Origin of the sequence: Frondihabitans sp. 762G35 (genome assembly GCF_002074055.1) — a bacterium.
Taxonomy (GTDB): domain Bacteria; phylum Actinomycetota; class Actinomycetes; order Actinomycetales; family Microbacteriaceae; genus Frondihabitans.
Genome location: NZ_CP014619.1, coordinates 2,595,650 through 2,613,811 on the forward strand (window position 1 = coordinate 2,595,650; position 18,162 = coordinate 2,613,811).

Sequence of the window (18,162 nt, forward strand, 5' to 3'; positions counted from 1 at the left end):
GCGCCTTCGTGGTCGAGGCCTAGTCGTTGCGGTAGGTGACCCGCGGCTGGGACGGGCGACGCGAGCGCACGGCCAGGACGACCAGCGTGACCACGAGGGCGACGAGGGCGACCGCCATGGCCCCGGCGACGATGGCGAGGAAGACCGCGAAGAGACTCATGGCTCGATTCTAGCCGTCTCGGATCGGCGGCCCTCAGGCGGCCAGGTAGGCCTTCGCCCGCCCGAGCAGGCGGTTCAGCCACTCGGGGCGGGTGGATCGGACGGCCTCCGCGCGGGAGCGGATGTCGATGCGTTTGAGGCCGCGTGCGAGATCGTGCAGGTTGTTGCGCTTCGTGCCGTCCCAGTTGGCGTAGAGGTAGGGTCCGCCGAGAGAGGGCACGGCGCGAACGCGCGCTCGGACGTAGGAGTCGGGGCCCGCGTAGTAGAGCGCCTCGCCGCGGGCGATCTGCTCGGTCGCGAACTGCGCGTCGACCACCCCGTGGGAGGTGACGACGGCGGCGACGGCTCCGGAACGGTCGCGGACGACGAATTCGATCTTCAGATCGGGCATGGACATGCTCGGCCCCTTCTTGACGCAGGGCCACTGTTCGGACTTCGGACAGTGACGGAAGGGGACGGATCGCCCGGAGCGGGGCTGGGTGCAACCTCGCTCGACCGGCACCTTTACCGCTTCCGTCTCGATTCTAAGAGTCGTCTGTGCGGTTATCCAGGGGGTGAGGGCCCGATTTTCCTTCGGATGTGCACACCGTGCAGCCTTCGGGGTACAGGAGCCGCGTCCACCACGTCGGCGCCCCCGCATGGATCACCCGGGCGGCGCGGTCGAGGTCGTCGACCTCGCCCGACCGGAGCCAGATCTCGATGGCGCCGACCGTACCGGCGGCCGCGTGCTCGGCGAGCATCGCGACGGTGAGCGCGTCGAGTTGCGACGCCGGGAGCGGCACCATCTCGGGATAGAGGGCCAGAAGCACCTCGGAGCTCTGCCTGAGGAACGCCGTCAGCATGACCTTGACCGACGCCGAGTTGCGGCTCCCCAGAGCCGTCGTGTAGACGGCGGCCCGGTCGGCCGCGTGACGGAGGAGGTCCCTCTCGGCGCGCCTCAGCGACTCCGCGAGCGTGGTCCGGTCGGAGAGCGAGTCGCTGTAGGGAGCCGCGAGCGCCTCGAGCTCCAGGGCGAGAGCCTCCGCCACGAGATCGGGGACGGTCGCCGCGTGCCGGTAGAACGTGTCGCGCGTGAGCCCGGCGGACCGAGAGAGCTCGGAGACGCTGACGTCGTCGATGCGCCCCGCGGCGGCGAACTCGAGTGCGGCGCTGTGGAGACGTTGACGACTCCGTCGCACCCTGGGGTCCATCGAATCACCGTACTGCGACGACACGACCGACCCCGAAAGGTTTCGTTAAACGGACAGACAAAAAAAGGGAGGGATCGACCTGCCCATCGCGGCCGACCCCTCCGCAGACGGCACTCTCGCGCTCGTCTTCCCCACGACCCTGATCCTGTCGTGGGCATGCTTAAAGTATCAAACAATTGTCAGCCAGGCCATGCCCGAACCGTCACGTTCTGAAAAATGCTCGATCATCGCAGGATCCCCGAGCCAGCGCGGCTGGCACGATCGGCCCCGCATCGCCAGACTGGGAGTGTGACCGACGACGAAGCGACTCCCGACCGCTCGTCCACCACCGGGCCCCACGACGCGCTCCTCGTCGGCGGCAACATGAACGTCGTCCGCCGCGAGGGCGACACCGTGACCCGGACCGCGGGCCCGTGGACGCCCACGATCCACCGCTACCTCGATTACCTCCGGCTGGCGGGTGTCGACTGGGCGCCGCGGCCGCTGGGCGTCGAGGGCGATCGGGAGCGCCTGTCCTTCCTCGACGGCGACGTGCCGGTCTATCCGCTCCCGGCGTGGATCTGGAGCGACGAGATCCTCGTCGAGGGCGCCCGGCGGCTCCGGCAGCTCCACGACGCCAGCATCGGGTTTGCCCTCGACGGCGCGGTCTGGCAGTCGCCGGCCAAGGTCCCGTCCGAGGTCGTCTGCCACAACGACTTCTCGCCGCACAACCTCGCCTTCGTGGACGGGGAGTTCCTCGGGGCCATCGACTTCGACATGGCGTCGCCCGGCCCACGGCTCTGGGACCTCGCCTACTACGCCACCCGCATCGTGCCGCTGACCGACGACACCCCCGACGAGGCACCGGGCATGGACGACGCGCGGCGGCGCGTCGGGCTCCTGCTCGACGCCTACGGGTCCGACGAGACGTTCGAGGCGGTGCTGCGCGTGGCGATCATCCGTCTGCACGACCTGGCCGTCCTGTCGGACGACAAGGCGGACGAGCTCGGCAAGCCGGAGCTCCACGACCACGCCTCGATGTACCGGCGCGAAGCGGAGTACCTCGCGAGGCTCGCCGTCTGACTCGTTCCGCCGTCAGCGCGGCGAGAAGCCGAAGAAGAGCCCGCCGACGAGCTTCGTCGCGACGTTGTAGCAGATCGCGGCGACGGCGCCGACGACGCTGATGACCACGACGTCGAGGACGGCGAGGACCACGGCGACCTGCATCGCCCGGCCGAGCGTCAGGATCGACGCGACGTTCGTCTTGCCGCTGCCGATCTGGTCGGAGGCGAGGAGGGCGTCGATCTGGTCGAAGATGCCGGAGCCGTGCAGCGTCTGCCAGAGGAGGTAGACGACCACGATCGTGATGATGCCGACGATGACGCCGATGAGGAACGCGAGCTTCGTGGTGGTCCACACGCCGAGGTGCACGACCCGGAGACGGATCTGAGCGGCCGTCTGCGGCTCGGTCTGCGACTTGGCGCGGAGCCGGTCGGTGATGGCGGTCACGTGGTCACCTCCTGGGCGGGACCCGCGCGTGCTGCGCAGGCGTGGCCTCAGCCTAGCGGCACGCCCGAGCGCCTGCGCTCCCGCGCTCCCGCGCTCCCGCGCTCCCGCGCCCGCGCTCCCGCGCTCCCGCGAGACTCCACGACTCGCCACTCACTTTCGCAGAAATGCCCCAATCGTGGAGTCACGAGCGCCGACCGCAGCCGACCCCGGCCGGGCGCCGCCGATCCGACCCGACCCGACCCGGCTACTCCCCCGCGGGGACCGCCGTCACCGGCCCGGTCGCCGGTGAACCCGACGCCACCCGCGACCGGGGCATCGCGAGCACGGCGCCGACGAGCAGCAGCGTCACGACGACGACCGCCGCGAACACCGCGCTCGACGCGTGCACGATGACCGACGGCACCTGGTCGCCGTTCACGGTGCCCGCGTAGATCGCGTTGGCGACCGCGCCGAAGACGGCGACGCCGAGAGCGCTGCCGACCGACCGGGAGAAGAGGTTGGTCCCGGTCACGACACCGCGCTCGTTCCACTCGACGCTCGACTGTGCGGCGATGAGGCTGGGCGTCGCGACGAGCCCGAGGCCCAGTCCGACGACGAAGCACGCCGCCCCGACGAGCACGACGTTGGGCGATGAGGCGATGAGGGCGAGCAACCCGGCTCCTGCGACCGCGAGCGCCACGCCGATCAGCACCGTCGAGCGGAACCCGATCCGGAGGTAGAGCTTCCCCGACTGGGAGGCGCTGATCGGCCAGCCGAGCGTGAGAGCGGCGAGCGCGAGACCGGCGAAGATCGGCGAGACGCCGATGGACCCCTCGAGGTAGGTCGGCACGTACGACGTGAGTCCCAGGATCACGGCGCCGACCCCGAACGAGATGAGCGAGGTCGTGAGCAGGAGGCGCCGGGAGAACACCCACGGCGGCAGCACGGGTTCCTCCGCGCGCCGTTCGACGGCGAGGAACACCAGCAGAAGGATCCCGCCGATCGCGAACGCCCCGATGCTCTGCGGCGAGTTCCACGCCCAGGCCTGGCCGCCCTCGAGCACCGCCAGGATGAGCAGCGACAGCGACACCGTCAGGAGCCCCGCCCCGAGGTAGTCGACGCGGTGGCGCGTCTTCTCGATCTTCTCGTGGAAGGTCCGCAGGAGCATCCACGCCGCGAGGAGGCAGAGCGGCACGTTGACGAAGAAGATGCCGCGCCAGATGCCGAGCGTCGAGAAAACGCCGCCGAGCGTCGGGCCGACGACCGACGAGATCGCCCAGACGCTGGCCAGGTAGCCCTGCGCCTTGGCGCGCTCCTTGAGCGTGTAGATGTCGCCCGCGATGGTGATGGCCATCGGTTGGACGGCGCCTGCGCCGAGCCCCTGGACGACCCGGAACAGGATCAGCGCGGGCATGCTCCACGCCACGCCGCAGAGGATCGAGCCGACGAGGAAGAGCCCGATACCGAGCAGGATGATCGGCTTCCGCCCGACGGTGTCGGCGAGCTTCGCGTAGATGGGCACCGACACGGCCTGCGCGAGGAGGTAGATCGAGAACACCCACGGGAACGACGAGAACCCGCCGATGTCGTGGACGATCGACGGGACGGCCGTCGCGACGATCGTGGAGTCGATGGCGACGAGGCCCGTCGTCAGCATCAGGGCGATGAGGATGGGGCCTCGGTCGGAACGGAATCCGACGCCGTCGGCGGTGCTTGTCACGCGGTCTCTTCTCCGATGTCTCAGGTGGCTCGAGTGCCGGGCGTACGACGCCCACGACTGCAACCCAGCTTCCTCCCGGATTAGTCCCGGCGGCCGCCCCGTCAGCCCGCGAGCGGTCCCGAGGCGCGACGCTCCCAGCCGAGATCGGCCGAGGCCGCGTCGGCCGCGCGCCTCACCGCGGGCAGCAGCGCGAGCACGCCGTCGTGGTCGAGCGACACGGTCGGCACGGACACGGACACCGCGGCGACGGCGGCGCCCGTGCCGTCGCGCACGGGCACGGCCACGCAGTTGATGAACGACTCGTGCTCCTCGTGGTCGACGGCGAAGCCCGACTCCTGCGCCCGGTCGAGCTCGCGCTCGAACTCCTCGGCGTCCGTGATCGTGCGCGCGGTGAAGCGCTCCAACCCGAGGGCGGCCACGCTCTCGCGCCGCGCGGCGGGCGGGAGCGCCGCGAGCAGCACCTTGCCGACTGCCGTGCAGTGGACGGGCGCACGCAGGCCGATGCGCGACGCCATCCGGACGCCCTGCGGAGCATCGATCTTGTCGACGTAGACGATCTCCCCGCCCTCGAGCGTCGCCAGGTGCACCGTCTGCGACGTCTCGGCGCTCAGCCGCTCGAGGTGCCCCCGAGCGGCTGCGCGGACGTCGCGCTGGTCGAGCGCCGCGGCGGCGAGCGCGAAGAGGCCGCTGCCGAGCGAGTAGCGGTGCTGCTCGTCGTGGCGGACGAAGCGGTCGTCCTCCAGGGTCCGGAGGAGGCGCAGCACGGTCGTCTTGTGGACGTCGTCGACGGCCGCCAGCTCGTCGAGCGTCCGGGGGCCGTCCTCCAGGGCGCGCAGGAGTCGCAGCGCCCGCGCCAGGCTCTGGCTCACGGCGCGAGCGCGGTCGAGGTGGCGCCCACGTGGTCGCCGTCCGACGAGAGCGCGATGACGGCGAGGCGGTGCGCCGCCTCGAGCGCCCGGCGCACGACGTCGTCGCCCCGGTCGGTGACCAGCGCCGCTAGGAAGCCCGCCGCGAACGCGTCGCCCGCGCCGATCGCCTCGACCACCTCGACCCGCAGCGCCGGCACGTCGACCCGCTCGTCGCCGTCGAAGGCCGTGGCGGCGTTGCCGTCGTTCTTGACCACCAGGATCCGCGGATCCGGCAGGAGAGCGCGGAGCTCCCCCGGGTCGGCGGTCCCGAAAACGACCTGCGCCTCGGTGGCGCCGAGGAGGACGACGTCGCTTCGCCGGGCGAGGTCCGTGACGATCGCGACCCCCTCCTCCTCGCGGCCCGTCCAGAGCGCCGGACGCCAGTTGACGTCGAAGCTCACCAGGCGGCCCGCCCGCGGTGCGCGGACGAGCGCCCGGCAGAACTCGAGGGCTCCGTCGGAGAGCGCCGGGGTGATCCCGGTGGTGTGCACGAGGGCGGCTCCGTCGAGGAGGGCGCGCACCCCGGGGCGCTCGAGGAGCGCGGGATCGAGGGCGCTGCCGGCGGACCCGGCGCGGTAGTAGTGCATCCTGCTGGCCCCTGCAGCGAGATCGGAGGGGTGCGCCGAGCCGCTGCCGACCTCCTTGAGGTAGACGCCGGTGCTCCGCACGGGGTCGGTCTCGACCGCGGACACGTCGACGCCGTGCCGTGCCGCCTCGCGCAGGATGTTCCGGCCGAAGCCGTCGTCGCCGACCCGCGTCAGGACGGCCGCGGGGACCCCGAGCGAGGCGAGCCCGATCGCTACGTTGAGCTCTGCGCCACCGACGGAGCGGCGGAACGTCTCCGCCTCCTCGAGCGGCCCGGGGACGGTCGGGACGAGCACGGTGAGGGCTTCGCCGACGCAGACGACCTTTGCGGTGTTCACACCCGCGAGGGTAGCCTGCAGGAACACGCGACGCAACGGGCGTTGCACCATATGCAACGGAGAAGCAGTGACCGCCTCCTCGCTCGACGTCATCGGTCGCGATCGCGCCGTCGTCGTCATCCGCGCCGACACCATCCCCGACACCGCGGCCCTCGTGCACGCTCTCGTCGAGGGCGGGATCCACGGCATCGAGTTCACCTTCACGACGCCCGACGTCGAACGGCACGTCCGGGCGGCGGTCGCGGCGGAGCCCCTCGCGGTGATCGGCGTGGGCACGGTCCTGCGGCGGGAGCAGGCGCTGACGGCGGTGGAGGCCGGGGCGCGGTTCCTCGTCACCCCGGGCATCCTGCCGGAGATCGGACGCGCGGCCGACGAGGCCGGGGTCGCCCTCGCGATGGGCGCTTTCACCCCGTCCGAGGTGATGCAGGCGCTCGAGCACGGCGCCGAGGCGGTCAAGATCTTCCCCGCCGAGAGCGCCGGGCCCCGGTTCTTCTCGCACCTGCGAGGCCCCCTGCCCGGCGTGAAGCTAATCGCGTCGGGCGGCATCGACGAGGGCAACGCGCGGGCCTTCCTCGACGCCGGCGCCTACGCCGTGACCGCAGGATCCAGCGTGGTCACCCCCGCGCTCATCGACGCGCGCGACTGGTCGGGCATCACCCGGCGCGCTCGCTCCTTCGTCGCCGCGCTCTCCGCCTGACGGGCCGAAGGCAGCCGACCGTCAGGCGGCGAGCTCCGCGGGGGTCGGCGGGTTGGCGCCGGCGCGCGACACCGTGACCCGGGCGCTCGCCAGCGCGGTGGCGGCGACGGCCCGCAGGTCGTCCTCGCCGAGGACGCCCTCGCGGAGCGGCCCGTCGAGCCCGCGCGACAGGATCGCGAAGAGGAGTCCCGACATGAACGCGTCGCCGGCGCCGATGGTGTCCACCACGTCGACCGGCAGCGAGGGCAGCGTCAGGCGCACCTCGCGCGTCGCGATGCTGCAGCCCTCGCCCCCGCGGGTGATGGCCGCGACGACCGCGCCGAGGCCCAGGTAGCGGTCGAGCACCTCGTCGAGCGAGACTCCCGGGTGGAGCCACTCCGCGTCCTCGTCGCTCATCTTGACGACGTGGGCGAGCGAGGCGAGGGCGTCCACGGTCGTGAGGACGTCGTCGCGCGACGGCGTGATGCTGGGGCGGACGTTCGGGTCGAAGCTGAGCAGGGCGCTGCCGCGGTTCGCCTCGAAGAGGGCGAGGACGGCCGCGGATCCGGGGGCCAGCGCCGAGGCGATCGAGCCGGTGTGCACGAGGCGGACTCCGGCGGGCACCTCGATCGCGCCCGGGTCCCAGGCGATGTCGAAGTCGTAGCGCGCAGTGCGGTCGGCCTGGATCGTGGCGACGGCCGTCGACGTCGAACCGTCGTGGAAGGTGGCCGGGTCGAGGTGGACGCCGGCTCCGGCCAGGTGCTCCTCGATGGCGCGACCCCGGGCATCCTGCCCCAGCTGCGCGCGGAGCGCCGTGTCGACACCGAGTCGCGCCAGACCGTAGGCGACGTTCATGGGGCTGCCGCCCGCGTGTTCGCGATGCTCGTCGCCGTCCACGACGATGTCGACGAGGGCCTCTCCGACGACGAAGGCGGTGGGGGTGGTGCTCGTCATCTCTGACTCTTCTCGGCTGCGGGGCTACCAGGGGGCACGCCTGACTGTAGCGGCCCCGGCGTCCCCGAGGGGATGCCGGGGCCGACTCGTCGACGGGACCGCTAGGCGACGACCGCAGGATGCCCGACCGAGGCCGCGAGGCCCTCGCCGTGCACCGCCACCGTGACGCGGTCCCCGGGGTGGAGCTCCTCCGCAACCAGGAGCTCGGCGATCCGGTCGTCGACCTCCCGCTGGATCAGCCGGCGGAGCGGTCGCGCCCCGTACTCGGGCTCGTAGCCGTGCTCGGCGAGCCAGTCGACCGCGCTCGCGTCGGCGGTGAAGTCGATGTCCTGCACGCCCAGGCGGGTCGCGGTGTCGAGCAGCAGCAGCGACACGATGTCATGGAGCTGCTCGCGGTCGAGCTTGCGGAACAGCACGATCTCGTCGATCCGGTTGAGGAACTCCGGCCGCATGGCCTCCCGGACCTTGCCGAGGACACGGTCGCGGAGCGCCTTCTCCGAGCCGAAGCCGTTGCCGGCGTCGCTCTCCGAGCCGACGGGCCCGCCGGGGGTGAACCCGAGGGCGCCGCTCTTCGACGCGAGGAACTCGGAGCCGAGGTTCGACGTCATGATGATCACCGTGCTGCGGAAGTCGACGGTGCGGCCCTGGCCGTCCGTGAGCCGGCCGTCGTCGAGCACCTGCAGCAGCAGGTTGAAGACGTCCGGGTGGGCCTTCTCGATCTCGTCGAGCAGGATCACGGAGTACGGGTTGCGACGGACGCGCTCGGTCAGCTGACCGGCCTCGTCGTAGCCGACGTAGCCGGGAGGGGCACCGACGAGCCGCGAGACCGTGTGGCGCTCCCCGAACTCGCTCATGTCGAAGCGGAGGAGCGCCCCCTCGTCGCCGAAGAGCGACGAGGCGAGGGCCTTCGCGAGCTCCGTCTTGCCGACGCCCGTCGGGCCGAGGAACAGGAAGCTCCCCGTGGGCCGGCTCGCGTCGCCGAGGCCGGTGCGGCTCCTGCGGACGGCCTTCGCGATGGCCGTGACGGCGGCGTACTGACCGACCACTCGTTCGTGGAGGTCGTGCTCCAGCGCCGCGAGCCGGGAGCGGTCGCTCTGAGTGAGGCGTGCCGCCGGGATGCCCGTGCTGCGGGAGATCATCTCGGCGATGTCCTCCTCCCCCACGATCGAGTCGACGGATACCGGGACCGTGGGCGTCGAGATCGCCGCGTCGAGACGCGCCTGGACCTCGACGAGCCGGTCGCGGAGCGACGAGGCGTCCTCGTAGCGTTCGGCGGCGACGGCCTGGTCCTTCGCGGACTCGAGGTCGGCGAGCTCCGTCCGCAGCGCAGCCGTGTCGACGGTCCCGCCGAGACGGAGTCGACGACGAGCGCCGGCCTGGTCGATCAGGTCGATCGCCTTGTCGGGCAGGAAGCGGTCGGCGACGTAGCGGTGCGACATCTCGACCGCGGCCCGGAGAGCCTCGTCGGAGTAGGTGACCGAGTGGTGCTCGGCGTACCGGGGCGCCAGACCGGCGAGGATCGCGACGGCGTCCTCGACGCTCGGCTCGGGCACCTGGACCGGCTGGAACCGGCGCTCGAGGGCGGCGTCCTTCTCGACGCGACGGTACTCCGCGAGGGTCGTCGCGCCGACGAGGTGCAGCTCGCCGCGGGCGAGGCGGGGCTTCAGGATGTTGCCGGCGTCCATGCCGCCCTCGCCCGAGCCTCCTGCGCCGACGAGCGTGTGGAGCTCGTCGACGAAGACGATCAGCTCGTCGCTGTGCGCGGCGATCTCGTCGACGACCTTCGTCAGGCGCTCCTCGAAGTCGCCGCGGTAGCGGGTGCCCGCGACCATGGCCGCGAGGTCGAGGGCCACGACGCGCTTGCCGCGGAGCGACTCCGGCACGTCGCCGTCGGCGATCGCCTGCGCGAGCCCCTCGACGACGGCGGTCTTGCCGACGCCGGGCTCGCCGATGAGGACGGGGTTGTTCTTGGTTCGGCGGAGAAGGATCTCGACGGTCTGCTCGATCTCGGACGCCCGCCCGATGACCGGGTCGATGCCGCCCTCGCGAGCACGCGCCGTCAGGTCGGTGCCGTACGTGTCGAGCGTGGGGGTGGACGACGCGGACGCCTCGGCGCCCTCCCCGATCGTCGCCTCCGGAGACCGACCCTCGGCCGCCTGGCGGGCGAACTCCTGCATGGCCTCGGGGGTCACTCCGGCGGCGCGGAGCAGCTGGCCGGCGACGGTGCCGTCGGAGACGACCAGGGCGAAGACGACGTGCTCGGGGTCGACGTAGGTCGATCCGAAGGCGCGAGCCGCCTGGGCGGCCTCCAGCAGGAGTCGCTGCGCGGCGGGCGACAGTCCCGGACGCTCGGGCGCGTCGAACGAGGGCCCGGGGAGGCGCCCGTCGACCGCGACGACGAGGGCCCCCGGGTCGGCTCCGGCGAAGCGGACCAGGTCGGTGGCCGGCGAGTGCGCGAGGGCGCTGCGCAGGATGTGCAGGGCGTCGACCTCGGCGTGGCCGTGCGACGCGGCGAACCGGGCGGCCTCCGCGACGAGTTCGTGGGTGCGGCGGCTGAGGAGCCGGGTGATGTCGGGCATGAGACCTCCTGGGAAAACGTGAGTGCCTTCGACTCAGGTCAACGCAGGAGGCCCGGGATCATTCCCGCCCGGACCGAGAAGTTGAGCGTCCTCGACTCAACTCTCGGAACCACCCTTACTTGTAGACGATCTCCGCGAGCATCTGGCTCGCGCGAGCGGCGAACTCGCCGCGCACGATGAGCTCGTACCGACCGGCCTCCATCGTCTTGACCGACGAGAAGTCCCGCTGACCGCGCGTCGCCGCGTGGCCGACGAAGCCGAAGAGGGCACCCCAGAGCGCACCGAACGAGATGCCCGCGATGATGACGCCGAGGCCGTTGATGCCCGGCACGAAGATCGACAGGAGGAGTCCGGCGAACAGACCGAACCAGGCACCGCTGGCCATGCCGCGAACCGCCGCCTTGCCCTTCGTCAAGCGACCGGAGACGTTCTCGACGGTCCGGATGTCGTGCCCCACGATCGAGACGTTCTGCACCGGGAAGCCGTTGTCGGAGAGGGCGTCGACGGCCCGCTGGGCGTCCTCGTACTTCGTGTAGGAGGCCACGACCTGCGGCTGATCGCCGCCGACGAAGGCGCCGACACCGCCGGCGGACTCGGCCGCGGATCCCGTGGTGGAGACGGTGGGCTGCGAGGCCTGCGGCGGCGGCGTGGCCCCGGGAGGCGCGTACTCGCCGTAGGCGGGACGGTCGGGGCGCTGCCCCGGAATGTTCGGGTCGTTCGTCATGACTGCTCCTCGGCTGAAGGTTTCCTCCTCCTAGCCTGGACGTTCAACCTGGCGAACCTCCTGGGAATCGGCTCCGGCGCCGCGTTTTCCGGATACTTTTTCGACCCGGGACGGGGACGGACGTAGGTTCGGCACACCACCATGACTGACATCGACGGCGACAGCCACTACCACTCGCTCCCCGGGATCCGGGCGGCGAGGATCGTCACGTATCCGAAGCGGCGGGCGTCGCGCGGGGCGCGGCCGACGTCGACCGACGCAGGCCGGAGCATCCTGCCCGGACGCGCCGACGAGCCGCACTACGAGGACTTCCTGGTGACGAAGGCGGACGAGCAGGAAGTCGGCTGACCCGGGCCGTCGGAAGGCCGATGGGTAGCAGATCGGCCGATCTTTGGGAACCCCTGGTGGAATCGTCCGTCGGCTGGGATTATCGCGGCGATGAACTCGGACCTCCCGCCCCTGCGCACCGCCGAGCAGCGAGGCAGCGACCTCGACGAGGCGCGCGCGATGTACGAGGCCGGATACAACGGCGACGACTTCGTCACGGAGCTCACGGACTCGCCGTTCGAGTACCGCTACACCGTCCGCGGGAACGACGAGATGACGCTCCGGACCTCGACGTTCCTCGGCTCCATCGCCGGAGGGATCCAGCCGAAGGACGAGTACGTCGTGTCCTGGCTCACCGTCGGCGAGGGCCTCCTCGACGTCGGCCAGGACGAAGCTCCGATGGTCGTCGGGCGCCCCTTCATGTTCCCGACCGGGCGACGATTCCGCTTCGAGATGGCCGACTACCGGCAGAGTCTCGTGCACTTCGACGCGCGGTTCCTGGAGCGGATCGCGGCCGAGCACGACGGGACGGTCGTGGGCCCCGTCCACTTCGACCACTCCGCGATCCCCGACGTCGACCGGCTCCGGCGCTGGAAGTCCACGATCACGGCCGTCGCGAAGACGGTCCTCGGCGACGACGACGGCCCCCTCCTGCGCGCCGAGGTGAATCGCACCGCGGCGATCGCCCTCCTCGAGACGTTCCCCCACTCCGGCCCCACACGGCCCGACGCCGCGCTCCTCGCGAGCAACGCCCGTCTCGGCGCCGCCGTGGAGTTCGTCCACGCCGAAGCGCACCGTCCGCTCTCGGCGACCGACATCGCCGTCGCGGCCGGCCTGAGCCTCCGCGGACTGCAGCAGTCGTTCCAACAGCTCCTCGCCGTGACGCCGATGGAGTACCTGCGGGGAGTCCGCCTCGACCGCGTGCGGGCCGAGCTGCTGGAGCTCTCCCCGCGGGAGGCGCGGGTCTCGGACGTCGCGAAGAAGTGGGGCTTCGCGCATCCCAGCCGGTTCGCCGCCGCCTACGTGACGCGTTTCCACGAGTACCCGACGGACACCCTGCGCCGCTCGCGCTGACGGCGAGAGCGGCGACGCGGCTCCTGCGGACCCCTCGGGGTGGACTACGGCTTGGCGGGAGCCCCGCCCTTGTTGTTGCCGTTTCCGTTGCCGTTGCCGTTGCCCGGGCCCGTGCCCGTGCCGCCCACGGTCGTCCCCGGCCCGGTCGTCGGCACGCCGGCGCCGCCCGGAACGGTCTTCACCGGCTTGGGCTTGACGGCGCCGATCATGGACGCCGGAGGCAGGGGGAACGGATCTCCGCCGTAGGCCTGGTCGAGGGCCTGCAGGATCGTCTTGTCCATCAGGAACTTGAGGTTGTAGCCGTACACGCCGTTGACGTAGGTCCGGTAGAACCCGGCGCTGCCCTGGACGTTGCCGACCCAGGTCGCCTGGGCGATCTTCGTCGTTGAGGTGACGAGCCAGTTCTGCACGGCGGCGTCGGTGGTGCCCGTCTTCGCCAGGGTCGGGATGCCGTCGCCCGGGTTGGCGAGCGCTCCCGTACCGCCCGCCTTGAGGACCGGCTGAAGCGCGTAGGCGAGGCCGGCCGCGACGTCGGACGGCATGCCCTGCGTGCAGCTCGTCTTCGTCGGGGCGATCGCCTTGCCGCCGGCGCCGATGATGCGGTCGATGGCGATCGGCGTGCAGACGACTCCGTGGTTGGCGATGCCGGCGTACGCCGTCGCCATGGTCAGCGGCGAGATGTAGTTGGTGCCGAGGATCATCGACGGGACGATGTGGAAGTTGGTCGCCTTCGTGCCCTCGGCGGGGTGGATGCCCATGCCGAACGCGGAGTCGGCGATGCCGCACAGGTCGAGCTTGGTGCCCATGTCGGCGAACGCCGTGTTGACGGACTCGGCCGTCGCCGCCATCACCGACATGCTCGCCGGGGCCGGATCGGCGTTCGAGACATCCCAGACGTCGTTGCCGAGCCCGCTGCAGGTGTCGGTGAACTCGGAGAACGGCAGCTTGTGCTGGGTCGTCGACACGGTCTCGTTGAGCGTGTGCCCCGCCTCGAGCCAGGCGGCCAGGGTGAAGGGCTTGAACGAGGAGCCGGTCTGGAAGCCCTGCGAGTTGCCGTAGGCGTGGTCGGTGTTGTAGTTGACGGACGTCGCTCCGGCCGCCGCCGTGCTGGTCTCGTCGAACGTCGTGTTCTGGACCATCGTGACGATTCGCCCGGTGCCGGGCTCCACGGCGACGTTGGCCGCACCAAGGGAGAGTCCGGGGACGGTCGTCGGCATGTAGGCGCTGAGGGCCGCCTGCGAGGTCCTCTGCAGGTCGAGGTTCAAGGTCGTGTAGATCTTGAGGCCGCCCTCGGTCAGCTTCTGGACTCGCGCCTGCGACGTCGATCCGAACGCGGGATCCGTCAGGACCGACTGCTGGACGTAGCTGCAGAAGTAGGCGGCGTCGTAGGCGACCGCAGCGCTGCAGCCGTTCGACTGCGGGGTGATCTTCGGCTGGATGGGGAGCGAGGCGTAGTGGAGGTACTGCCGCTCGGTGATGTCCTTCGCGACGGCCATGCGCTTCAGCACGTAATTGCGGCGAGTCAGAGTGAGCGCGTAGTGGTTCTTCGCCCCGTTGTCGGCGTTCGTCGGCCTGTCGATGCGGAGGTTCGCCGGGTTGTTGATGATCGCGGTGAGGGTCGCCGCCTGGACGATCGAGAGGCTCCTGGCCGGCACGCCGAAGTAGTACTCCGAGGCGGCCTGGACGCCGTAGACGGTGCCGCCGAAGCCGACGATGTTGAGGTAGCCGCGGAGGATGTCGTCCTTCGAGTAGCGCTTCTCGATGCCGATCGCGTAGCGCATCTCCCGGAGCTTGCGGGCCGGCGTCGTCGCCGTGACCTGCGAGTAGCACTTGTCGGCGGCGGCGAGGGCCTCCTTCGTCGTGCCCTGGCTGCTGCCCTGCTGGGCGCAGCGCTGGACGAGGACGTTCTTGACGTACTGCTGCGTGATGGAGGAGCCGCCCTGCACGTTGTGCCCGAGACCGGTCGCGAGCGCACCGCGAATGGTCCCCTGCACGTCGATCGCGCCCTCCTTGTAGAACCGGGGGTCCTCGGTGTCGATGGTCGACTGCTTGACGACCTCGGCGATCTGGTTCGACGCGACGTCCGTGCGGTTCTGGACGTAGAACGACGCGATCTTGACGTCCTTGCCGCCCTGTTTCGCGTAGACGGCGGACGCCTGCGCGGGCTGCTCGATCTGCAGGTAGCTGGGAAGCGAGTTGAACGTGTCGACGCCCGTCACGACCCCCTCGCCCGCCACCGCGAGGGAGGGCACGAAGACGAGCCCGACGAGGAGACCGGCGACGGCGGACAGGCCGACGAAGCCGATCAGGGAGCCGAGGACCTTCGGGGCACGAGAGAGAGACACGCGTCAACGGTAAGCGTCGCCCCGCGATTGCGGAACACCGCGCCGACGTGTCGTGCCGAGATCGTTGCAGAGGATGAACGGATGATCAGCCTCGCGGAGGATGCGGAGGAGCCGGGAGCCGCGGCTCCTGCTGATCAGCCGATGAACGACATCACGTGCTTGATGCGGGTGTAGTCCTCGAAGCCGTACGACGAGAGGTCCTTCCCGTAGCCCGAGTGCTTGAACCCGCCGTGCGGCATCTCGGCGACGATCGGGATGTGCGTGTTGATCCAGACGCAGCCGAAGTCGAGGCGCTTCGCGAACCGCAGGGCGCGGGCGTGGTCGGTCGTCCAGACGCTCGAGGCGAGCCCGTAGCGGACGCTGTTCGCGAGGCGGAGGGCCTCGCCCTCGTCGGAGAAACGCTGCACGGTGATGACCGGGCCGAAGATCTCGTTCTGCACGGCCTCGTCGTCCTGGGCGAGACCCGAGACCACCGTGGCCTCGTGGAAGTAGCCGACGTCGCCCTGCCGGCTCCCGCCCACCTCGATCGTCGCCGAGTCGGGCAGCCGCTCGAGGAACCCCTGCACCTGCGCGAGCTGGTTCGCGTTGTTGACCGGTCCGAAGAGGACGCCCTCGTCGCGGGGCGCCCCGGTGCGGGCGCTGCTCCGCACGCGGGCAGCGAGGGCCGCCACGAACTCGTCGTGGATCCCGCTCTGGACCAGGAGCCGCGTGGCCGCCGTGCAGTCCTGACCGGCGTTGAAGAACCCCGCGGCGACGATCCCCTCGACCGCCCTCTCGACGTCGACGTCGTCGAAGACGATGACGGGCGCCTTGCCGCCCAGCTCGAGGTGGACGCGCTTGAGGTCGTCGGCGGCCGAGCGGGCGACGGCCATCCCGGCGCGGACGGAGCCCGTGATCGAGACCATCTGCGGGGTCGGGTGGGCGATCATCGCGGCGCCGGTCGTCCGGTCGCCGGTGATCACGTTCAGCACGCCCTTCGGCAGGAACTCCGCGGCGACCTCGGCGAGCAGGAGGGTCGAGAGCGGCGTGGTGTCGCTGGGCTTCAGCACCGTGGTGTTGCCGGCGGCGAGCGCGGGCGCGAACTTCCAGACGGCCATGTTGAGCGGGTAGTTCCAGGGCGTCACCTGCCCGATGACGCCGATGGGCTCGCGCCGCACGAACGAGGTGTGGTCCGGCATGTACTCGCCGGCCGACATGCCGGAGAGGTGCCTGGCCTCGCCCGCGAAGAAGCGGATCTGGTCGACGGACAGCAGGATCTCGTCCTCCACGAGCGAGTGCCGCGGTTTGCCGGTGTCCTGCGACTCGAGGTCGGCGAACTCCTCTGCTCTGGCCTCCATCGCGTCGGCGATCCGGAACAGCGCGAGCTGCCGCTCCGCCGGCGTCGTCTCGCCCCACGTCTCGAAGGCCCGCTCGGCCGCGTCGAAGGCCCGGTCGACGACGGACGCGTCGGAGACCGGCGAGACGCCGTAGACCTCTTCCGTCGCCGGATCGACGAGGTCGAACGTCGAAGGGCCGTGCGCCTCGACGTACTCGCCGTCGATGAAGTTGCGGAGGGGTGAGGTCGTCATGCGGCCATCCTGGCAGTCGACCGGGGCCGCGGCCCACGCTCCGAACCGTCAGCCGGTACGGCCTTTTCTGACAGTTCGTCCATTTCGGGTCGCCCCGTCACCGGGCACCATGTGGAGATGACGACCACCGCGAATGTCCAGGCCGAGCCCTCCGTCTCCTTCTCCCCCCTGCAGGCGGCCGGGCGCGACCACCTCTGGATGCACTTCTCGCGGATGGCGCCGTTCCAGCAGCGGCCGATGCGCATCATCGATCACGCCGACGGGGTGAACCTCTTCGACGACCGCGGCCAGCGCATCCTGGACGGCCTCTCCGGGCTCTTCGTCGTCCAGGTCGGCCACGGCCGCGACGAGCTGGCGGAGGCGGCGGCCAAGCAGGCCAAGAAGCTCGCCTACTTCCCCGCGTGGGGTATCGCGACCGAGCCCGTGATCGAACTGGCGGATCGCCTGGCGGCCGCGGCTCCCGGCTCCCTCAACCGCGTCTTCTTCACCTCGGGCGGCGGCGAGGCCGTCGAGACCGCGTGGAAGGTCGCCAAGCAGTACTTCAAACTCACCGGCAAGCCGATGAAGCACAAGGTCATCAGCCGCACGGCGGCGTACCACGGCACCACCCAGGGAGCCCTGGCGATCACGGGCCTCCCCGCCATGAAGCAGGCCTTCGAACCGCTCACGCCCGGCGGGTTCCGGGCCGCGAACACCGACTTCTTCCGCGCCCCCGAGCACGGCGACGACCTCGTCGCGTTCGGCCTCTGGGCCGCGAACCGGATCGAGGAGGCCATCCTGCAGGAGGGGCCGGACACCGTCGCGGCCGTCGTCCTCGAGCCGGTGCAGAACTCCGGCGGCTGCTTCGTGCCGCCGCCCGGCTACTTCCAGCGCGTCCGCGAGATCTGCGACAAATACGACGTCCTCCTCGTCTCGGACGAGGTCATCTGCGCCTTCGGCCGTCACGGCACGACGTTCGCCTGCGAGAAGTTCGGCTACGAGCCGGACATCATCACCTGCGCCAAGGGCATGTCGAGCGGCTACGGCCCCATCGGCGCGATGATCGCCAACGAGCGGATCATGGAGCCGTTCCTCCAGGGCACCAACTTCTTCCCCCACGGCTACACCTTCGGCGGACACCCGGTGTCGGCCGCCGTGAGCCTGGTCAACCTCGACATCTTCGAGCGCGAGGGGCTCAACCAGCGGGTGCTCGACAACGAGGCGGCCTTCGGCTCCACCCTGTCGAAGCTCCTCGACCTCCCGATCGTCGGGGACGTGCGCGGCGACGGCTACTTCTGGGGCATCGAGCTCGTGAAGGACAAAGCGTCCAAGCAGTCGTTCGACGCCGCCGAGCGCGAGTTCCTCATCAAGCAGTACCTCCCCGGCGCCCTGATGGACAACGGTCTCTACTGCCGCCCCGACGACCGGGTCAACCCGGTGATCCAGCTCGCACCGCCGCTCATCTCCGGGCAGGCCGAGTTCGACGAGATCGAGCAGATCGTCCGGGCGACGCTGCAGGACGTCCAGGCGCTGCTCTGAGGCTCCTGCGGGAGCTGCCGGCTCCTGCGG

17 protein-coding genes are annotated in these 18,162 nt (G+C 70.9%); 5 read left to right on the top strand and 12 right to left on the bottom strand.

Annotated elements, in window-relative coordinates; all coding sequences use genetic code 11:
• Window positions 1–19: 19 nt before the first annotated feature.
• The 3 genes from AS850_RS16550 to AS850_RS12265 form a co-directional block, all read right to left on the bottom strand.
• Window positions 20–160 carry a hypothetical protein gene (locus AS850_RS16550; protein ID WP_164088447.1) on the bottom strand — a complete coding sequence of 47 codons (141 nt, stop codon included), beginning with the start codon at window positions 158–160 and terminating at the stop codon, window positions 20–22.
• A 33-nt stretch (window positions 161–193) separates the two neighbouring features.
• Window positions 194–556, bottom strand: coding sequence for a hypothetical protein (locus AS850_RS12260; protein WP_119869387.1), 363 nt, complete (start codon window positions 554–556; stop codon window positions 194–196).
• Window positions 557–683: 127 nt separating this feature from the next.
• Window positions 684–1,349 carry a TetR/AcrR family transcriptional regulator gene (locus AS850_RS12265; protein WP_123955507.1) on the bottom strand — a complete coding sequence of 222 codons (666 nt, stop codon included), beginning with the start codon at window positions 1,347–1,349 and terminating at the stop codon, window positions 684–686.
• A 288-nt stretch (window positions 1,350–1,637) separates the two neighbouring features.
• On the opposite strand from AS850_RS12265, the gene AS850_RS12270 reads away from it, so the two are divergent.
• A complete protein-coding gene (locus AS850_RS12270; protein WP_236940706.1) occupies window positions 1,638–2,411 on the top strand; it encodes a phosphotransferase in 774 nt (257 codons plus the stop codon).
• A 12-nt stretch (window positions 2,412–2,423) separates the two neighbouring features.
• Here the strand turns inward: AS850_RS12270 and AS850_RS12275 are convergent, their stop codons facing one another.
• From AS850_RS12275 to AS850_RS12290, 4 genes are all read right to left on the bottom strand, one after another.
• Window positions 2,424–2,837 carry a DUF3566 domain-containing protein gene (locus AS850_RS12275; protein WP_164088448.1) on the bottom strand — a complete coding sequence of 138 codons (414 nt, stop codon included), beginning with the start codon at window positions 2,835–2,837 and terminating at the stop codon, window positions 2,424–2,426.
• A gap of 244 nt (window positions 2,838–3,081) precedes the next feature.
• Window positions 3,082–4,473: an MFS transporter gene (locus tag AS850_RS12280; RefSeq protein WP_119870290.1), complete on the bottom strand. Its 1,392-nt coding sequence runs from the start codon at window positions 4,471–4,473 to the stop codon at window positions 3,082–3,084.
• A 164-nt stretch (window positions 4,474–4,637) separates the two neighbouring features.
• Window positions 4,638–5,405, bottom strand: coding sequence for an IclR family transcriptional regulator (locus AS850_RS12285; RefSeq protein ID WP_119869390.1), 768 nt, complete (start codon window positions 5,403–5,405; stop codon window positions 4,638–4,640).
• A complete protein-coding gene (locus AS850_RS12290; protein WP_236940707.1) occupies window positions 5,402–6,367 on the bottom strand; it encodes a sugar kinase in 966 nt (321 codons plus the stop codon). The genes AS850_RS12285 and AS850_RS12290 overlap by 4 nt, the downstream gene beginning before the upstream one ends.
• A 67-nt stretch (window positions 6,368–6,434) precedes the next feature.
• Between AS850_RS12290 and AS850_RS12295 the strand changes: the two genes are divergently transcribed.
• The gene (locus AS850_RS12295; RefSeq protein ID WP_119869392.1) at window positions 6,435–7,064 is read left to right on the top strand and encodes a bifunctional 4-hydroxy-2-oxoglutarate aldolase/2-dehydro-3-deoxy-phosphogluconate aldolase; all 630 of its coding nucleotides are present in this window, start codon (window positions 6,435–6,437) and stop codon (window positions 7,062–7,064) included.
• A gap of 21 nt (window positions 7,065–7,085) precedes the next feature.
• On the opposite strand, the gene AS850_RS12300 is transcribed toward AS850_RS12295, so the two are convergent.
• The 3 genes from AS850_RS12300 to AS850_RS12310 all read right to left on the bottom strand — a co-directional run bounded on the left by AS850_RS12300 (window position 7,086) and on the right by AS850_RS12310 (window position 11,300).
• Window positions 7,086–7,997 carry a carbohydrate kinase family protein gene (locus AS850_RS12300; protein ID WP_119869393.1) on the bottom strand — a complete coding sequence of 304 codons (912 nt, stop codon included), beginning with the start codon at window positions 7,995–7,997 and terminating at the stop codon, window positions 7,086–7,088.
• Window positions 7,998–8,098: 101 nt separating this feature from the next.
• Window positions 8,099–10,576 carry an ATP-dependent Clp protease ATP-binding subunit gene (locus AS850_RS12305; protein ID WP_119869394.1) on the bottom strand — a complete coding sequence of 826 codons (2,478 nt, stop codon included), beginning with the start codon at window positions 10,574–10,576 and terminating at the stop codon, window positions 8,099–8,101.
• Between the two features lie 115 nt (window positions 10,577–10,691).
• Window positions 10,692–11,300 (bottom strand): general stress protein, encoded by a 609-nt coding sequence (locus AS850_RS12310; protein ID WP_236940708.1) that lies wholly within the window; start codon window positions 11,298–11,300, stop codon window positions 10,692–10,694.
• 141 nt (window positions 11,301–11,441) lie between these two features.
• Here AS850_RS12310 and AS850_RS12315 point away from each other — a divergent pair, with 141 nt between their 5' ends.
• Both AS850_RS12315 and AS850_RS12320 read left to right on the top strand, forming a co-directional pair.
• Window positions 11,442–11,648 carry a hypothetical protein gene (locus AS850_RS12315; protein ID WP_119869395.1) on the top strand — a complete coding sequence of 69 codons (207 nt, stop codon included), beginning with the start codon at window positions 11,442–11,444 and terminating at the stop codon, window positions 11,646–11,648.
• Between the two features lie 90 nt (window positions 11,649–11,738).
• Window positions 11,739–12,701, top strand: a complete 963-nt coding sequence (locus AS850_RS12320) for an AraC family transcriptional regulator (protein WP_119869396.1) — start codon at window positions 11,739–11,741, stop codon at window positions 12,699–12,701.
• Window positions 12,702–12,745: 44 nt separating this feature from the next.
• Here the strand turns inward: AS850_RS12320 and AS850_RS12325 are convergent, their stop codons facing one another.
• Window positions 12,746–15,046 carry a transglycosylase domain-containing protein gene (locus AS850_RS12325; protein WP_119869397.1) on the bottom strand — a complete coding sequence of 767 codons (2,301 nt, stop codon included), beginning with the start codon at window positions 15,044–15,046 and terminating at the stop codon, window positions 12,746–12,748.
• A 134-nt stretch (window positions 15,047–15,180) separates the two neighbouring features.
• Complete coding sequence (locus AS850_RS12330) at window positions 15,181–16,614, bottom strand: gamma-aminobutyraldehyde dehydrogenase (protein ID WP_119869398.1); 1,434 nt, start codon at window positions 16,612–16,614, stop codon at window positions 15,181–15,183.
• 117 nt (window positions 16,615–16,731) lie between these two features.
• Between AS850_RS12330 and AS850_RS12335 the strand changes: the two genes are divergently transcribed.
• On the top strand, window positions 16,732–18,132 hold the full coding sequence (locus tag AS850_RS12335) for an aspartate aminotransferase family protein (protein ID WP_119870292.1): 1,401 nt from the start codon (window positions 16,732–16,734) through the stop codon (window positions 18,130–18,132).
• Window positions 18,133–18,162: the final 30 nt, after the last annotated feature.

Coding starts and splice junctions, on each gene's coding strand:
- AS850_RS16550 (WP_164088447.1), bottom strand. CDS start 160: ATGAGTCTCTTCGCGGTCTTCCTCGCCATCGTCGCCGGGGCCATGGCG.
- AS850_RS12260 (WP_119869387.1), bottom strand. CDS start 556: ATGTCCATGCCCGATCTGAAGATCGAATTCGTCGTCCGCGACCGTTCC.
- AS850_RS12265 (WP_123955507.1), bottom strand. CDS start 1,349: ATGGACCCCAGGGTGCGACGGAGTCGTCAACGTCTCCACAGCGCCGCA.
- AS850_RS12280 (WP_119870290.1), bottom strand. CDS start 4,473: ATGCTGACGACGGGCCTCGTCGCCATCGACTCCACGATCGTCGCGACG.
- AS850_RS12300 (WP_119869393.1), bottom strand. CDS start 7,997: ATGACGAGCACCACCCCCACCGCCTTCGTCGTCGGAGAGGCCCTCGTC.
- AS850_RS12305 (WP_119869394.1), bottom strand. CDS start 10,576: ATGCCCGACATCACCCGGCTCCTCAGCCGCCGCACCCACGAACTCGTC.
- AS850_RS12310 (WP_236940708.1), bottom strand. CDS start 11,300: ATGACGAACGACCCGAACATTCCGGGGCAGCGCCCCGACCGTCCCGCC.
- AS850_RS12315 (WP_119869395.1), top strand. CDS start 11,442: ATGACTGACATCGACGGCGACAGCCACTACCACTCGCTCCCCGGGATC.
- AS850_RS12320 (WP_119869396.1), top strand. CDS start 11,739: ATGAACTCGGACCTCCCGCCCCTGCGCACCGCCGAGCAGCGAGGCAGC.
- AS850_RS12330 (WP_119869398.1), bottom strand. CDS start 16,614: ATGACGACCTCACCCCTCCGCAACTTCATCGACGGCGAGTACGTCGAG.
- AS850_RS12335 (WP_119870292.1), top strand. CDS start 16,732: ATGACGACCACCGCGAATGTCCAGGCCGAGCCCTCCGTCTCCTTCTCC.